This is a genomic window from Nocardia sp. NPDC005978, from assembly GCF_040614455.1.
Classification (GTDB): Bacteria; Actinomycetota; Actinomycetes; order Mycobacteriales; family Mycobacteriaceae; genus Nocardia.
In genome coordinates this window covers 1-14,096 of the sequence record NZ_JBEXUS010000064.1, presented here as the reverse complement: position 1 = coordinate 14,096, position 14,096 = coordinate 1, and the positions used below count along the sequence as shown (strand labels likewise).

15 protein-coding genes are annotated in these 14,096 nt (G+C 67.7%); 6 read left to right on the top strand and 9 right to left on the bottom strand.

The window, feature by feature from the left end; all coding sequences use genetic code 11:
* Positions 1-16: 16 nt before the first annotated feature.
* Genes ABZ319_RS25710 through ABZ319_RS25700 form a run of 3 tightly spaced genes read right to left on the bottom strand, consistent with a single transcriptional unit; the run spans position 17 to position 3,272 of the window.
* The gene (locus ABZ319_RS25710) at positions 17-1,279 is read right to left on the bottom strand and encodes an MFS transporter (protein ID WP_354989041.1); all 1,263 of its coding nucleotides are present in this window, start codon (positions 1,277-1,279) and stop codon (positions 17-19) included.
* Between the two features lie 29 nt (positions 1,280-1,308).
* On the bottom strand, positions 1,309-2,259 hold the full coding sequence (locus tag ABZ319_RS25705) for an alpha/beta hydrolase (protein WP_354989040.1): 951 nt from the start codon (positions 2,257-2,259) through the stop codon (positions 1,309-1,311).
* A gap of 11 nt (positions 2,260-2,270) precedes the next feature.
* Positions 2,271-3,272, bottom strand: coding sequence for an alpha/beta hydrolase (locus tag ABZ319_RS25700; RefSeq protein WP_354989039.1), 1,002 nt, complete (start codon positions 3,270-3,272; stop codon positions 2,271-2,273).
* Positions 3,273-3,376: 104 nt separating this feature from the next.
* Here ABZ319_RS25700 and ABZ319_RS25695 point away from each other — a divergent pair, with 104 nt between their 5' ends.
* Positions 3,377-4,375: a LacI family DNA-binding transcriptional regulator gene (locus tag ABZ319_RS25695; RefSeq protein ID WP_354989038.1), complete on the top strand. Its 999-nt coding sequence runs from the start codon at positions 3,377-3,379 to the stop codon at positions 4,373-4,375.
* A gap of 45 nt (positions 4,376-4,420) precedes the next feature.
* Here the strand turns inward: ABZ319_RS25695 and ABZ319_RS25690 are convergent, their stop codons facing one another.
* Positions 4,421-5,179, bottom strand: a complete 759-nt coding sequence (locus tag ABZ319_RS25690; RefSeq protein ID WP_354989037.1) for an AAA family ATPase — start codon at positions 5,177-5,179, stop codon at positions 4,421-4,423.
* A gap of 228 nt (positions 5,180-5,407) precedes the next feature.
* On the opposite strand from ABZ319_RS25690, the gene ABZ319_RS25685 reads away from it, so the two are divergent.
* Both ABZ319_RS25685 and ABZ319_RS25680 read left to right on the top strand, forming a co-directional pair.
* Complete coding sequence (locus ABZ319_RS25685; protein ID WP_354989071.1) at positions 5,408-7,108, top strand: MFS transporter; 1,701 nt, start codon at positions 5,408-5,410, stop codon at positions 7,106-7,108.
* A gap of 4 nt (positions 7,109-7,112) precedes the next feature.
* Positions 7,113-7,610, top strand: coding sequence for a MarR family transcriptional regulator (locus ABZ319_RS25680; RefSeq protein ID WP_354989036.1), 498 nt, complete (start codon positions 7,113-7,115; stop codon positions 7,608-7,610).
* A 63-nt stretch (positions 7,611-7,673) separates the two neighbouring features.
* On the opposite strand, the gene ABZ319_RS25675 is transcribed toward ABZ319_RS25680, so the two are convergent.
* Both ABZ319_RS25675 and ABZ319_RS25670 read right to left on the bottom strand, forming a co-directional pair.
* Positions 7,674-7,901, bottom strand: coding sequence for a hypothetical protein (locus ABZ319_RS25675; RefSeq protein WP_354989035.1), 228 nt, complete (start codon positions 7,899-7,901; stop codon positions 7,674-7,676).
* Between the two features lie 107 nt (positions 7,902-8,008).
* On the bottom strand, positions 8,009-8,467 hold the full coding sequence (locus ABZ319_RS25670; protein ID WP_354989034.1) for a VOC family protein: 459 nt from the start codon (positions 8,465-8,467) through the stop codon (positions 8,009-8,011).
* A gap of 173 nt (positions 8,468-8,640) precedes the next feature.
* On the opposite strand from ABZ319_RS25670, the gene ABZ319_RS25665 reads away from it, so the two are divergent.
* The gene (locus ABZ319_RS25665) at positions 8,641-9,030 is read left to right on the top strand and encodes a hypothetical protein (RefSeq protein ID WP_354989033.1); all 390 of its coding nucleotides are present in this window, start codon (positions 8,641-8,643) and stop codon (positions 9,028-9,030) included.
* 16 nt (positions 9,031-9,046) lie between these two features.
* Here the strand turns inward: ABZ319_RS25665 and ABZ319_RS25660 are convergent, their stop codons facing one another.
* On the bottom strand, positions 9,047-10,258 hold the full coding sequence (locus ABZ319_RS25660; protein WP_354989032.1) for a pyridoxal phosphate-dependent aminotransferase: 1,212 nt from the start codon (positions 10,256-10,258) through the stop codon (positions 9,047-9,049).
* 92 nt (positions 10,259-10,350) lie between these two features.
* On the opposite strand from ABZ319_RS25660, the gene ABZ319_RS25655 reads away from it, so the two are divergent.
* Positions 10,351-10,929 carry a helix-turn-helix domain-containing protein gene (locus ABZ319_RS25655; protein WP_354989031.1) on the top strand — a complete coding sequence of 193 codons (579 nt, stop codon included), beginning with the start codon at positions 10,351-10,353 and terminating at the stop codon, positions 10,927-10,929.
* A 1-nt stretch (position 10,930) separates the two neighbouring features.
* Here ABZ319_RS25655 and ABZ319_RS25650 read toward each other — a convergent pair whose 3' ends face one another.
* The gene (locus ABZ319_RS25650) at positions 10,931-11,359 is read right to left on the bottom strand and encodes a CBS domain-containing protein (RefSeq protein WP_354989030.1); all 429 of its coding nucleotides are present in this window, start codon (positions 11,357-11,359) and stop codon (positions 10,931-10,933) included.
* 89 nt (positions 11,360-11,448) lie between these two features.
* Positions 11,449-12,867, bottom strand: coding sequence for an NAD(P)/FAD-dependent oxidoreductase (locus ABZ319_RS25645; RefSeq protein ID WP_354989029.1), 1,419 nt, complete (start codon positions 12,865-12,867; stop codon positions 11,449-11,451).
* 379 nt (positions 12,868-13,246) lie between these two features.
* Here ABZ319_RS25645 and ABZ319_RS25640 point away from each other — a divergent pair, with 379 nt between their 5' ends.
* Entirely contained in the window at positions 13,247-13,825 is a 579-nt protein-coding gene (locus ABZ319_RS25640) for a CoA pyrophosphatase (RefSeq protein ID WP_354989070.1), read from the top strand.
* Positions 13,826-14,096 lie beyond the last annotated feature (271 nt).

Below are 14,096 nucleotides of genomic sequence, written 5' to 3'. Positions count from 1 at the left end.
TGCTCGGGCCGCGCGCTCAGCGCACGGACTTGATCGGCAGCACGGCGAGTCCGCCGAGGACGGCGGCGAGCACCGACCCCAGGAAGAGCGCGGTGTAGTTCGGCCCGGATCCGCCGATGGCCAGCAGCGGCGTCGCCACCACCGGCAGCAGCAGTTGGGGCAGCTGATAGGACAGCGCGATCACCGCCAGCCCGGTCCCCGCGTCCGAGGAGTCCGGCAGCAGCTCGGTCATCATCGCCACGTCGACGCAGGCGAACGCGCCCTGCCCGATCCCCACCAGGGTCACGCCGACGGTGAACACGGTCAGATCGTGCGCGAACATGGTCACCAGCAGGCCGAACGCGGTGCACAGCGCCGAGGAGTACACGATCGGCTTGCGCCGGCCGGTGCGGTCGGACAGCCAGCTGAACAGCACGCTGGTGACCACGCTCGCCGCGAACATCGCGCCGATCACCGCGCCCTGGGCCCGGGTCGCCTCGGCCTCGGAGAGCCCGAGGCGATCGGTGAGCAGATACAGCAGGTAGGTCGCCACAGAAACCAGGGCGAGCGTGACCAGTAGGCGGCACACCCACGCCCACGCGAAGTCCCGGTGTCGCACCGGGTTGATCCAGTAGCTGCCCAGCAGACTCCGCCGGCTCAGCGCCACCGGTTCGGTGCGCACGATGTCGCGCAACACCGCGAACATCGCGACGTTGGCGGCCAGCGCGAACGCGGCGGGCACGCCGAACCAGTACGCGGGATCGCCCGGCAGCGCCCCCACCAGCCAACTGCCCACTGCGGGAGCCAGTCCGGTGCTCATACCGAACGCCGCGGCCACCCGCGCCCGGATGGTCGACGGAATCTGTTCGGCCAGTAGCGCGTTCAGCGCCATGGTGGTCGCGCCGAAACCGGCCTGCGCGATGGCCCAGCCGAGCAGAATCGCGAGAACACCGGGCGCGAAGGCCAGCACGAGCATGCCGAGCGTACTGACCACCGCGCCGCCGAGGATGAAGGGCCGTCGCATCCCCGCCCGCGCGGTGCTGACGTCGCTGATCCGCCCGAGCGGCGCCGAGACCACCATGATCACGATGCCGCCGGCGGCCACCGTCAGCGACAGCAGCTGGGACTTGTGCTCGGGAGCCAGGGCGGCCAAACGCAGCGGGATGCTGACGAACCCGGCCGACAGCGCGGCCAGGGCCGCGCCGAAATACGCCAGCACCAGCGTCGGCAGGAACAGCGGGGATTGCTTCCTGCCCGGGAAGGCGACGCTGGTCGCCGCGGTCAGGTCGGTGTCGGACATCATTGTCTTCCGTTGTGCGAGCCGGTGATTCAGTCGTGCAGGGTGCGCAGCGCCGCGACGATGGCCTGGCCCGCCGAGCGGGCGGTGAGCGAGGCCCGCTCGAACAGTCCGCCGTTGTGCGGCAGGCCGATCAGCTGTAGCGCCGACGCCGGGATTCCGGCGTTCGCGAGGGCGGCGGCGTAGCGCTCGCCGTCGCCGCGGATCGGATCGCATTCGGCGGTGACGATGTAGGCCGGGGGCAGGCCGGTGAAATCCGTTGCCCGCAGCGGGGATACGTACGGGTCGCGACGGTCGGCGCCCTCCGGCAGATACCACCGCAGCAGCCGAGCCAGGTCCGCGATCAGCTCCGCGGTGACCTCGCCGAGATCGCGTTCGCCCGGGTCGTCGGTCAGATCCAGGAAGGGCACCTCGAGAATCTGCAGCGCCAGCGGGTACCCGCCGCGGTCGCGATTGAGCAGGGTCAGCGCGGCCGCGAGATTCCCGCCCGAGGACTGTCCCGACACCCCGATCCGCGTCGCGTCGGCCCCGAGCGCGCTCGCCTCGCGCACCACCCACTCGAGTGCCGCGTACCCCTGTTCCAGGGCGGTGGGATAGGGATGCTCGGGGGCGAGGGCGTACGAGACCGCCGCGACGATCACCCCGGCTTCGGCGGCGCGCCGGGCACATTGGGCCGCCACGCCCGCATGATGCAGCCCGCCCTGGCTGAAGCCGCCGCCGTAGAAGAACAGGCAGACCGGCAGCGCCGAACCGCTGGCGGGTTCCCGCGGGTAGAACAGCCGGACCGGCACATCCGGGTAGCCCGGCACGGGCACGACATGGTCGTGGATGGGCACCCGCGGTCCGGGCAGGCCGAGCGCCGGGAACACCGCCTCCTCGAATTCGTAGGCGCGCGTGCGCTGTTTCACCGGGTCATCGGTGGGTTCGGGCAGCGGGACACCGAGTTCGGTCAGTGCGCGAACGAGATTGGCGTCGAGGGGCATGGTGGCTCCGATCAGGGATGGGTCGATGCGGGCTGGATCGCGCGGCTGCGCAGGAACTCGACGGCTAGGTCCTGCCAGGCGCGCGCGGTCGGGGAGGTGAGCGTCAGCGTCCCGCTGCCGTGCAGATGACCGGGTGCGCGCCAGTGCCGCACGGGCACCCCGGCCGCGGCCAGCGCCGCCGCGTACGCCTCCCCGCTGTCGCGCAGGGGGTCGAGTTCGGCGGTGATCACCAGGGCGGGTGCGAGATTCGACAGGTCCGCCACCTCGGCGGGCGCCGCCGGGCCGACCGGCGAGTGATCCGCGCCGAGGTACGCCGCCCGCAGTGCGGTGAAATCCCCGCCCAGATCGTTCAGTTCGGCGTAGGCGAGGAAGGATTCGTCCCGCTCGATGTGCAGGTCCGTGGCCGGTACCTCGAGAATCTGATGGTCCAGCGGCACGCCCAGGTCGCGGGCGTGCACCGCGACCATGGCGGCGAGATTGCCGCCCGCCGAGATGCCCCCGACGCCGATCCGGTCGGTCTCGAAGCCGAATTCGGCCGCGTTCGCGCGCAGCCAGTGCAGAACGTCCAGGCAGTCCTCAAGGGCGGCGGGGAACTTGTGCTCGGGCGCGAGCCGGTAGTCGACATCGAAGAAGTCCACGCCCGCGGCCAGGGCGCGGGTCCGGCACACCCGGTTGTTGATGTCCTCGTCCACGCTGCCCAGCACGAACCCGCCCCCGTGGAAGATCAGGTGCGCCATGCGCGGTCGCGCCGTCGGCGGCCGGTAGTGGACCACGGTGATCTGCCCGGCCCGGGTGGGCACGCGGTGACGGGTGACCTCGCACGCGGCCGGACCCGGCGCGGTGAACCGGGCCGCGAGGATGTCCGAGATCTCGCGGGCGACCGTGCGCCGGCCGATCCAGTCGTCCGGCGGCGGCTGCGGCAGTGAGCTCCTGGTCGCGTACACCGTCGCGAGCCAGTCCGACACGGCGGGCTCGCAGCCCGCGGCGCGGGCGCGTGCCAGGTAATCTGACATCGAGTCCTCCATCGAAGTGCTTCTACGAAGTACTTTAAAGTGTGATCGGCGCAATAGTCAACGGTCGTACCGGCCGCACGTCGACGATGGATTAGGGTGAGAACGTGGGGAATTCGAGCGTGACGATCTACCAGGTAGCCCAGGCGGCCGGTGTCAGCATCTCCACGGTGTCCCTCGCGCTCAACCACCCCGACCGTGTCAGTTCCGCCACCCGCGACCGCATCATCGGCATCGCCGGCGAACTCGGTTACCGCCCGGGCGCAACGGCTTCCGAGCGTGCCAAGCGCCGCACCGGCCGGATCGCGGTACTCGCGCCCTTCAGCAGCTACGAGACCTACCGCACCCGCCTGATCGGGATTCTCGAGACCTTCGGCCCCGACGACGTCGAGGTCGTGGTGCTGGACAGCCCGTCGGCCGCCGAAGCGAGTTCGCCGCTGCTCGAGACGCTGCCCGTGCGCGGGGACGTCGACGGGCTGCTGATCATGGGCGTGCCGCTCGGCGAGCAGGGCGCGGACCGGCTGCGGCGCTGGGGGCCGCCCACCGTACTGGTGGACTCGGTGCACCCCGCGTTCAGCACCGTCGCCTTCAACGACGAGCACGCCGGATATCTGATCGCCGCCCACCTGCGCGATCATGGCCACGAACGCCTGGGCTATCTGCACGAACCCCAGCGCTCGACGGACTACGTCTCCCCCGGCCAACTCCGCCGGCGCGGTTTCATCCGCGCGTTGGGCGGCGACGCGCACGCGGTCGAGGAACTGACCTTGCCGCACAACACTTTCGACGCCGCGCGGGCACTCGCCGCCGAGGTGGCGAGCCGATCGGACCGCCCGACCGCCGTGGTCGCCCATCACGACGTCCTGGCCGCGGGCTTCCTCGCGGGCCTGCGTGACGCCGGACTCCGGGCCCCCGCCGATATCGCCGTGGCGGGGTTCGACGACGGCCCACTGGCCGAAGCGCTCGACCTCACCACCATCCGCCAGCATTTCGCCGACTCCGGCCGGCGCGCCGCCGAACTGCTGCGCTCGCTGATCCAGAGCGAGAATCAGACGGCGTCCAACACCCTGCTGACCCCGGAGCTGATCATCCGCAAGACCACCTGATCGCCGAAAAGCCAAGCGCCCGAACGGATCGGGCGCCGGCGCGCCTCAGTCCAGCAGTTCGTCGAGATACTTGCCGGGATTCTCCAGAAACGACCGCGTCACCCGGTAGTGCTCGGTGTCCTCGTATTCCACCCGCTCGAACCCGTCCTCGCCGATCTGATAGATCCAGGCGTCGGGATAGGCCATCAGGATCGGCGAATGGGTGGCGATCAGGAACTGCGAGCGCGCCCGCACCAGCTCGTGCATCCGCGCGATCATCGCCAGCTGCCGGCTCGGCGACAACGCCGCCTCCGGCTCGTCCAGCACGTAGAGTCCGTCCCCGCCGAAGCGATGCAGCATGAGCGAGAAGAACGATTCGCCGTGGGACTGCTCGTGTAGCGAGACCCCGCCGTAGGAATCGATCAGCGGTGGCGCGCTCGCGGGCTCCCGATCCATGTCCTCGATGTTCGTGGCGACGTTGAAGAAGCTCTCCGCCCGCAGGAAGAACCCGTCCCGCGGCTTGTGCACGGCCTTCACCAGCCGCAGGTATTCGTGCAACTCCGAATGTGATCCCCGTGTGGAGAAATTGAAGTTCCGCGTGCCGCCCTCCGGGTTGAACCCCCAGGCCGTCGCGATCGCCTCGAGCAGTGTCGACTTCCCGCTGCCGTTCTCCCCCACCAGAAACGTCACCCGGGGGTGCAGCTCCAGCTCGACCAGACCGCGCACCACCGGCAGCGCGAACGGATACGCCTCGAACGAGGGCACCCCGTCGCGATCGAGCACCGCCCGCCGCACGTACCCGCCGCTCACCGTCACCGATCCCATGCCCCGAATCATCCCCCGCTCGCAGCTCATCCCCGGTATCGGGGCCGGTCGCGCCGATCATTCGCGGTCCGGGCCACCACGTCGTGCGCCGTTCGAATTGGTTAGTTAGCAACTAACAACTATATTGAACGAGTTGTTCGTACTGCTATCTCTTCGGGAGGCGTTGTGTCCGCCACCACCACCGAGCTCGACACCGGTGATGTTCAGACGATCCGCCGGCGGCGGCGGATGGACCATGACCATCCGCGGTACAAGTGGGTGGCGCTGGCCAACACCACGCTGGGCATGTTGATGGTCACCATCAACTCCTCGATCGTCATCATCTCGCTGCCCGCGATCTTCCGCGGCGTGGACCTGAATCCGCTCTCGCCGGGGAACGTGGGCTACCTGCTGTGGCTGCTCATGGGCTTCCTGCTGGTATCCGCGGTGCTCGTGGTGCTGTTCGGGCGACTCGGGGACATGTACGGGCGCGTGCGGATCTACAACCTCGGATTCGTCGTGTTCGCGATCTCGGCGGTCGCGCTGTCGCTGGTGCCGTTCACCCATGACGCGGGCGCGCTGTGGCTGATCGGCTGGCGCGTGGTGCAGGGCGTCGGCGGCGCCATGCTGATGGCCAACTCGGCGGCGATCCTCACCGACGCGTTCCCGGTCGAGCGCCGCGGCTTCGCACTGGGCATCAACCAGGTTGCGGCGGTGGCGGGTTCGTTCCTCGGACTGGTGATCGGCGGCCTGCTCTCGGAATGGCACTGGAAGGCCGTGTTCTGGGTGAGCGTGCCGTTCGCCATCGTCGGCGCCATCTGGTCGTACCGCGCGCTGCACGACATCGGTCAGCGCACGCCCGGAAAGCTGGACCTGCCCGGCACCCTCACCTTCGCGCTCGGCCTGACCGCCCTGCTCACCGGCATCACCTACGGCATTCAGCCGTACGGGGATTCGAACACCGGCTGGGGCAATCCGTGGGTGATCGGTTCCGTGCTCGGCGGTTTCGCGCTGCTGGCACTGTTCTGCGTGATCGAGAGCAAGGTCGACGCGCCCATGTTCCAGCTCTCGCTGTTCCGTTCGCGCGCTTTCGGATTGGGCAACGTCGCCGGGCTCATGGCCTCGATCGGGCGCGGCGGGCTGCAGTTCATGCTCATCATGTGGTTGCAGGGCATCTGGCTGCCGCTGCACGGCTTCGACTACGAGGTCACCCCGCTGTGGGCGGGCATCTACATGCTTCCGCTGACCCTGGGATTCCTTGCGGCGGGACCGGTTTCGGGCTGGCTGTCGGACCGCTACGGCGCGCGCTCGTTCGCGACGCTGGGCATGTCGGTGATGGCGCTGACCTTCGTGCTGCTGGTCGTGATCCCGGTCAACTTCAACTACTGGGTCTTCGCGGGCATCATCCTGCTCAACGGCCTGGGCTCGGGCCTGTTCACCTCGCCCAACACCGCCGCGGTCATGAACGCGGTGCCCGCGGACCAGCGCGGTGTGGCCTCGGGCATTCGCGCCACACTGCTCAACGGCGGTATGGCGCTGTCCATGGGAATCTTCTTCTCCCTCATGGTCGTCGGCCTGTCCTCGCCGCTGCCCGGCGCGCTCGACTCCGGACTCCAGGCGCAGGGCGTGTCCCCGGAGGTCGCCGCCGACGCGGGCGGCCTGCCCCCGGTCGGCAGCCTGTTCGCGGCGTTCCTGGGGTACAACCCGATCGAGGAACTGCTCGGCCCGAGCGGCACCCTCGAACATCCGGGCGTGCAGACCGAAGTCCTGACCGGTCAGGAGTTCTTCCCCAACCTGATCTCGGGCCCGTTCCACTCCGGACTGGTGGTCGTCTTCCTCGGCGCGGCACTTATGATGCTGATCGGCGCGGTGGCATCGTGGTTCGCCGGCAACGGGAACGCTCCCGCGGAAGCCGCCGAACTCCGCGCAGCCGACCGCGCGGGAATCTGACCCCATGATCGAGGAGGCCACGCTGTCCGCGCATTCCGGTATCGCCGACACCGAACTCAGTGCCGCGGACACCGAGCAGCTCGGCGAGGCCGCCGATCTCTACCACACGATCGGCCGTCTGCTGCGATTGCTGCGGCATTCCGGGGATCTGGGCGCGCTCAGCCCCGGCGCCGCGTCCGCGCTGGCCTCCCTCGCTCGATCCGGGCCCATGCGGCTCAGCGATCTGGCCGGTGTCGAGCGCGTCAGCGCGCCCACGATGTCGCGGGTGGTGACCAGTCTGGAGAAGTCGGGCTACCTCACCCGGGACGCGGATCCGGAAGACGGCCGCGCCCAACTGCTCTCGGCGACCCCGGCGGCGCACGATCTGGTGACGGGCCTGACCTCGGCGCGGATCCAGCGCTTCGCGGCCGCCATGGATCGGCTCGAGCCCGAGCAGCGCCGGACGCTGCTGTCCTCGCTGGGCACGCTCATCGAAGCGCTGGACGAGGATTCGCCCGCCTGAGCGGGTCCGCGTCCGGGCACGAAAATCGATCTCGGGCGAACGAATTCGGCCCGTCGAGCGATTTCAGAACAATGTGTCAGCCGAATCGCTCGAAGGCGACGGCGCACCGCGTGGGCGCTCCCCCAGGCGCTCGATGACCTCCGCGTCCAGAATCGCGCCGATCTCCCCCTCCAAAACCTCGGCGCGCGTCTGCAACTCGACGACGTCGGGTTCCGTGATCGTCTCGGCCTCGAGCTTGAGGTACACGCACGACAGCGCGGATCGCAAATTCTCGAGTTCGCCGGGGCCCACGATCGTTCACTCTAGAACGCGGCCGAACGACAGCCGGCGGCGACACCGATCGCCGGCGGGTGCGGTGCGGGCAGCACGCCCGCACCGACCACCGTGCCCCGATCCGGTTACGCGTTGTCGTACGCGTCCTGCAAGGTCTTGATATCGAGCTTGGACATGGTGCGCATCGTCGTGTTGACCGCCATGCTCCGAGCCGGTTCACCCGACATCAGGGTGAACAGCGCGGACGGGACCACCTGCCAGCTGAGCCCGTACTTGTCGGTCAGCCAGCCGCAGGGGCCGGGCTCGCCGCCGCCGGAGGTCAGCGCGTCCCACAGTCGATCGACCTCCTCCTGGGTCTCCACGATGACCTGCACGGACGCCGAATCGTTGAGCGGGTGGCCGGGTCCGCCGTTGAGCAGCGTGATCGAGTGCCCGGCGAGCTCGAGGGTCACCACGAACGGCGAGCCGTCCGGGCCGGGGGTGGAGGAGGTGACGGCAGAGTTCGGAATCGCGGCGACGTAGAAATCGGCGGCCTCCCCGACGTTGGCATCGAACCAGAAGAAGGTGTTGACGGTGGTGCTCATGATGGGCTCCTCGCGATGTGGTGAAGCTGTTGTCACCTATCGGTCGGAGCCGGTTTCGCGTCTTCTACCTATCTCGGAAACTTTTCTCGAAATCTTTTTCCGGCCCTGTCGGTGCGACCCCATAGGGTGGGAGTCGGCCGTGTAGGGAGCGGCCGGCGAAGGCGGGTAGTGCAATGTCTTATGACGCTGGGGATCTGTGGGCGATCATTCGAGCGGCGGAGCTGGTCAGGGATTCGCACGAGGCGTATCTACTACGCCTGCGATTCGCCGACGAGCTGCGCAAATTATGGGCCAACGATTTCTCCGGCAGTGCGGGCCGCGAGCTGATGGAGGTGCTGGAACAGGCGATGCGGGCGGTGAACGCGGCCGGCTATCGCACCGCCCCGCCCCCGGATCGCCGGGTCGAATCGGTGGTGGACGATCCCACCGCCGATCCGGGACTCCGGGTGTTGCAGATGAACTCCGCGACCACCAGAGCCGTTGAGCCCGAACGCGTCTACGGCCCTTGGCGCGTGCGCCGCCGGGAACGGTCCCGCGAACGCGGGCTCGGCCGGGAGCGGTGAGAACGCCCGTGGCCCGTCACTGACGGTAGGTCGCCAGGAACCGCCCGATGCGTTCGATGAACGCCTCGAGATCGTCCGCGTGCGGCAGGGTGACGATCCGGAAGTGGTCGGGCTCGGGCCAATTGAAGCCGGTGCCCTGCACGATGTGGATCTTCTCCTGCAACAGCAGGTCGAGCACGAACTGCTCGTCGTTGTGAATGGGGTACATCGAGCGGTCGATGCGCGGGAACGCGTACAGCGCACCCTTGGGCTTCACGCACGAGACACCGGGAATGGCGTTCAGCGCCTCCCACGCGCGGTCGCGCTGCTCGTGCAGCCGGCCGCCGGGCCGGGTGAGGTCGAAGATGCTCTGGTGCCCGCCGAGTGCGGCCTGAATCGCCTGCTGGGCAGGGACATTCGCGCACAGGCGCAGGCCCGCGAGCATGGTCAGGCCCTCGAGGTAATTCTGAGCGTGCTCGGTGGGACCGGATACGACGAGCCAGCCCGAGCGGAAACCGGCCGCGCGGTAGGACTTGGACAGACCCGAGAAGGTGAGCACCAGCAGATCGGGGGCCAGGGTCGCGGTGCAGGTGTGGTTCAGGCCGTCGTACAGGATCTTGTCGTAGATCTCGTCGGAGAAGACCACGAGATTGTGGCGGCGGGCCACCTCGAGGATCTCGCGCAGCACCTCGGGTGAGTACACCGCGCCGGTCGGATTGTTCGGGTTGATCAGCACCAGCGCCCGCGTCCGATCGGTGATCTTGGATTCGATATCGGCCACATCCGGGAACCAGTCCGAGGACTCATCGCAGATGTAGTGCACGGCCCGGCCGCCGTTGAGCGCGGTGGCCGCGGTCCAGAGCGGGAAATCCGGTGCGGGAACGAGGACTTCATCGCCGTTCTCCAGCAGCGCGGTCATGGCCATCATGATCAGTTCGGAGACGCCGTTGCCCAGGTACACGTCTTCGACGTCCACGCCCTCGAGCCCGAGGGTCTGGTAGTACTGCACCACCGCGCGGCGGGGGGACAGCAGTCCCTTCGAGGAGGAGTAACCGCTGGAAACCGGCAGGTTGCGGACCATGTCCTGCAGCAGATCCGCGGGTGCCTCGAAGCCGAAGGGCAACGGATTGCCGGTATTGAGCTTCACCACGTGATGACCCTCGGCCTCGAGCCGCGCGGCATGCTCCGCGACCGGTCCGCGGATCTCATATGACACACCCGCGAGCTTGCTCGACTGCTTGACCTGCATGGACGTCCCTTCTCGATGCGCTTGTCACACACCTTACTTGGATTTTCCAAGTTTGCACTTGGAATTTCCAAGCGAGTGGTTACAGTGGAAGCGTGCCACGTCGAAGCTACGACCACTACTGCGCGGTCAGCCGCGCCCTCGAACTCGTGGGCGACCGCTGGAGTCTGCTGGTGGTTCGCGAACTGTGTTCGGGCCCGCGCAGATACAGCGATCTGTTCGCGGATCTACCGGGTATCAGCACCGATATGCTCGCGGCCCGGCTCAAGGAATTGGAGCGCGACGAGATTCTCGTGCGCCGGCGCGTCGGGCCGCGCGCGGGGACCGCGCTGTACGAGCTGACCGAATCCGGTGCGGCACTGCGACCGGCACTCGACGCGCTGTCGCAGTGGGGCGCACCACTGCTGGGCGAGCGCCGGGCCACCGATGCCGTGCGAGCGCACTGGTTCGCCCTGCCACTGGGACGCGCTGTGGCCGAACAGCTTCCGGAGGGAATCGTCACGGTGCACATCGGGGAGACGACACTGCACTACGTGATCACCGGTGGTGGCATCACGCATTACGACGGACCGGCCGACTCGGCGGATCTGGAACTGCGCCTGGATTTCGCGGCCGCGGCCGACATCGCCACCGGAGTCCGTACGCTCGCCGAGGCGGCGCACGGACTGCCGTGACTCATCCGTGCAGGTAGCGCACCAGGTGCTCGCGTTCGTTCTCCAACTCGGAGATCTGGTTCTTGACCACATCGCCGATGCTGACCACCCCGACCATCCGGCCATCGGCCACGACCGGCAGATGTCGAATGCGGTGCTCGGTCATGGTCGCGTTGAGCGTTTCCACGCGATCGTCGGGGGAACAGGTGTGCACGACGGCGGTCATGATCGCCGAGACCGGCTGCTCGAGTAGCCCCGCACCAGCGAGGTGTAGTCGCCGCACGACATCGCGCTCGGAGGCTATGCCGGTCAGGACCACACCGTCCGCGGAGACCACCACCGCGCCCACATTGTGTACCGCCAGTACCCGCAGCAGTTCGCGCACGCTCGCATCGGGTGCGATCGTGATGACGCCGGGTCCTTTTCGACGCAGTATCTCCGAGATTCGCATATGTCCACCGCCAGTTTCCTCGGACCATCGATGTATCTCAGGATCCCGCTTTTACCTGCCCTTGAACATCAACGATTGCGAATTGATGCCTAACTCGACGGGAGTGCATCGAGTGCGGCTTCGATAGCGCGGTGAAATGTCGGATATGCGTAGATCATGGTGCGGAGAGTGCTGGTCGGGACCTCAGCGTGCACGGCGAGCGTGAGAGCGGAGAGCACTTCACCACCGGTGGGACCCATGGACGTCGCGCCGACGAGCACACCGCGATCGGCATCCTCGACGAGTTTGATGAAGCCCTCGTTGCCGACCTTGTGAATCCAGCCGCGCGTGCTGGCGGGGATGTCGTACTTTCCGACGCGGACGGTCAAACCCGCCGCTCGCGCCTGTTCTTCGGTCAGTCCGACCGATCCGACCTCGGGATCGGTGAAGGTCACCCGCGGCACCGCCCGATACTGAGCGGTCTCGCCGGACTCACCGAGAATATCGGCCGCCGCGATCCGCGCCTGATACATCGACATATGTGTAAAGGCCCCGTGCCCGGCGACATCGCCGATCACCCAGAGCCCATCGGCAGCCCGCATGCGCTCATCGACGTCGATCGACTTCGCTTGTTCGTCCAGCCCGAGCACGCCGATGCCCAACGCGGCGAAGTCCGTCCGCCGTCCCGTGGCGACCAGCAACCGCTCCCCCCGCACCGGTTCGCCTTCGCTCATAGTGACGGTGAATTCATGCCCGTCGTACTCGACACCCGCGGCGCGCGCACCACTGCGCACGGTGATGCCCTCGGCCTCGAATACCTCCGCCAGCAGTGCACTCGCTTCCGGTTCATCCTGCGGCACCAGCCTTTTGGGCACGACGATGGTGACCCGAACCCCGAACCGCGCGAACAATTGCGCGAACTCGGAGCCGACCGGCCCACCACCCAGCACAATCAGCGATGCGGGCAATTCGGTAACCCGCACGGCTTCGCGATTGGTCCAATAGGGCGTATCCGCCAGCCCCGGCAGCGGCGGCACCGCCGGCGCCGTTCCCGGATTGAGCACGACAGCCCGAGCCCGGAAAACTCGCTCCCCCTGCTCGGTCGCCACGGTCACCTCCCCGGGCGCGGAAATCCTGCCCCACCCCCGGACGAAGGTCCCACCCGCCTTCTCGAACCGCTCAACCGCGGCCGAATCATCCCAATTATCAGTGGCTTCATCCCGAATCCGAGCCGCCACCGGCCCCCACTCGGGCTTCACAACGGCTTCCCCCGCAAGCTCGTTCACCCGCCCGGCCTCGGCCAGCACGTCCGCCGCCCGAACCATGATCTTGGTGGGCACACAGGCGAAGTAGGGACACTCACCGCCCACCAACCGTCCTTCGACTCCCACGACATTCAACCCACCGCGGGCCAACCGAGCGGCGACATCCTCCCCACCCGGTCCCATCCCCACCACAACCGCATCGACAGTCTCCACCGACATCCCGCCACTCCCTCTCCGCATTCCGTCCCGTTGCCCCACCAGCATCACCCCAACCTTCGCTCCCCGCACCGACCACCCCGGCACGTCGCGCCCCCGGATCTCCGTTCGCACTTGACGCGACTTCGCACGGACTGTCCGGAGGTAGCCGCGTCGGGGCCGAATCAGTGTGGTGCGCAGGGGTACAGGCTCAGCCGTGTGTCTGCGGTCGGACTCCCTGGCGGGGCGAGTTGTGCCGCGAATCGCCACACATCACGGAGTGCCATCGTCGTGCGCCACGTTCGGCACTGGTGCGCGATGAATCGCGGGAGTGGGACGTGCGTTGACGGTGAGTGGCAGCGGGAATTAGGTTCGGCTGGTGCCGGTCGAAGAGGACAGTTGCGGATACCGCTGGAGCGATGTGCCCGCTGACCAGCTGCGAGCCGAAGTGGGCGAAGCATTGCGCACATTTCCGCGACGGTCCATCGCAGCGGATGGCCGGCGGCCCGCAGCAGTGTTGATCGCGATCGTGGAGCAGGACGGGCAACAGGGAATCTGGCTGACCGAGCGATCGCCGAGTCTCCGCGCACACGCCGGTCAATTCGCACTGCCCGGCGGCAAACTCGATCCCGGCGAGGACGCGATAGCGGCGGCACTGCGTGAGCTGCACGAGGAGCTCGGTGTGCTTCTTCCCGACTCCGCGGTTCTCGGGCTGCTCGACGACTATCCGACCCGGTCCGGCTACATCATGACGCCGGTGGTGGCTTGGGCCGAGAATTCCCCGGTTCCTATTCCCGACCCAGCCGAAGTGGCTGTGCTGCACTGGATCCCGATGTCTGAATTGGACGTCGAGCCTCGATTCACGGATATTCCGGGCTCTGACAACCCGGCGATCAAGCTTCCTCTGCTCGGGGGGCATCTTCATGCGCCTACCGCTGCGATCCTCTATCAGTTTCGTGAAGTGGTGTTGCGGCACCGTCATACTCGGGTCGACCACTACGACCAGCCTCGGTTCGCTTGGGAGTGAGTGTGTGGCGGGGCTCGGGTTCGGGTGGGTAGTCGTTGATCGCCGTCGGCGGGTCGTTGATATTGCGGTCTCAGCGCTACCGGGCTGATAGGCGGGACCGAGATTTGTGGATGCGTTGCCGGGTTTCGGGTTATCGGCGGGATGGGTAGCTGGTTGCGTTGACAGACGACTGGATGGCGAGAACCAGCGGGGATCGGTCGGGGGTCTCGCTGCGGTCCCAGCCCCCGCAGGGAGAGCAGCCTGGATAACGAGAACCAGCGGAGTGCGGTTG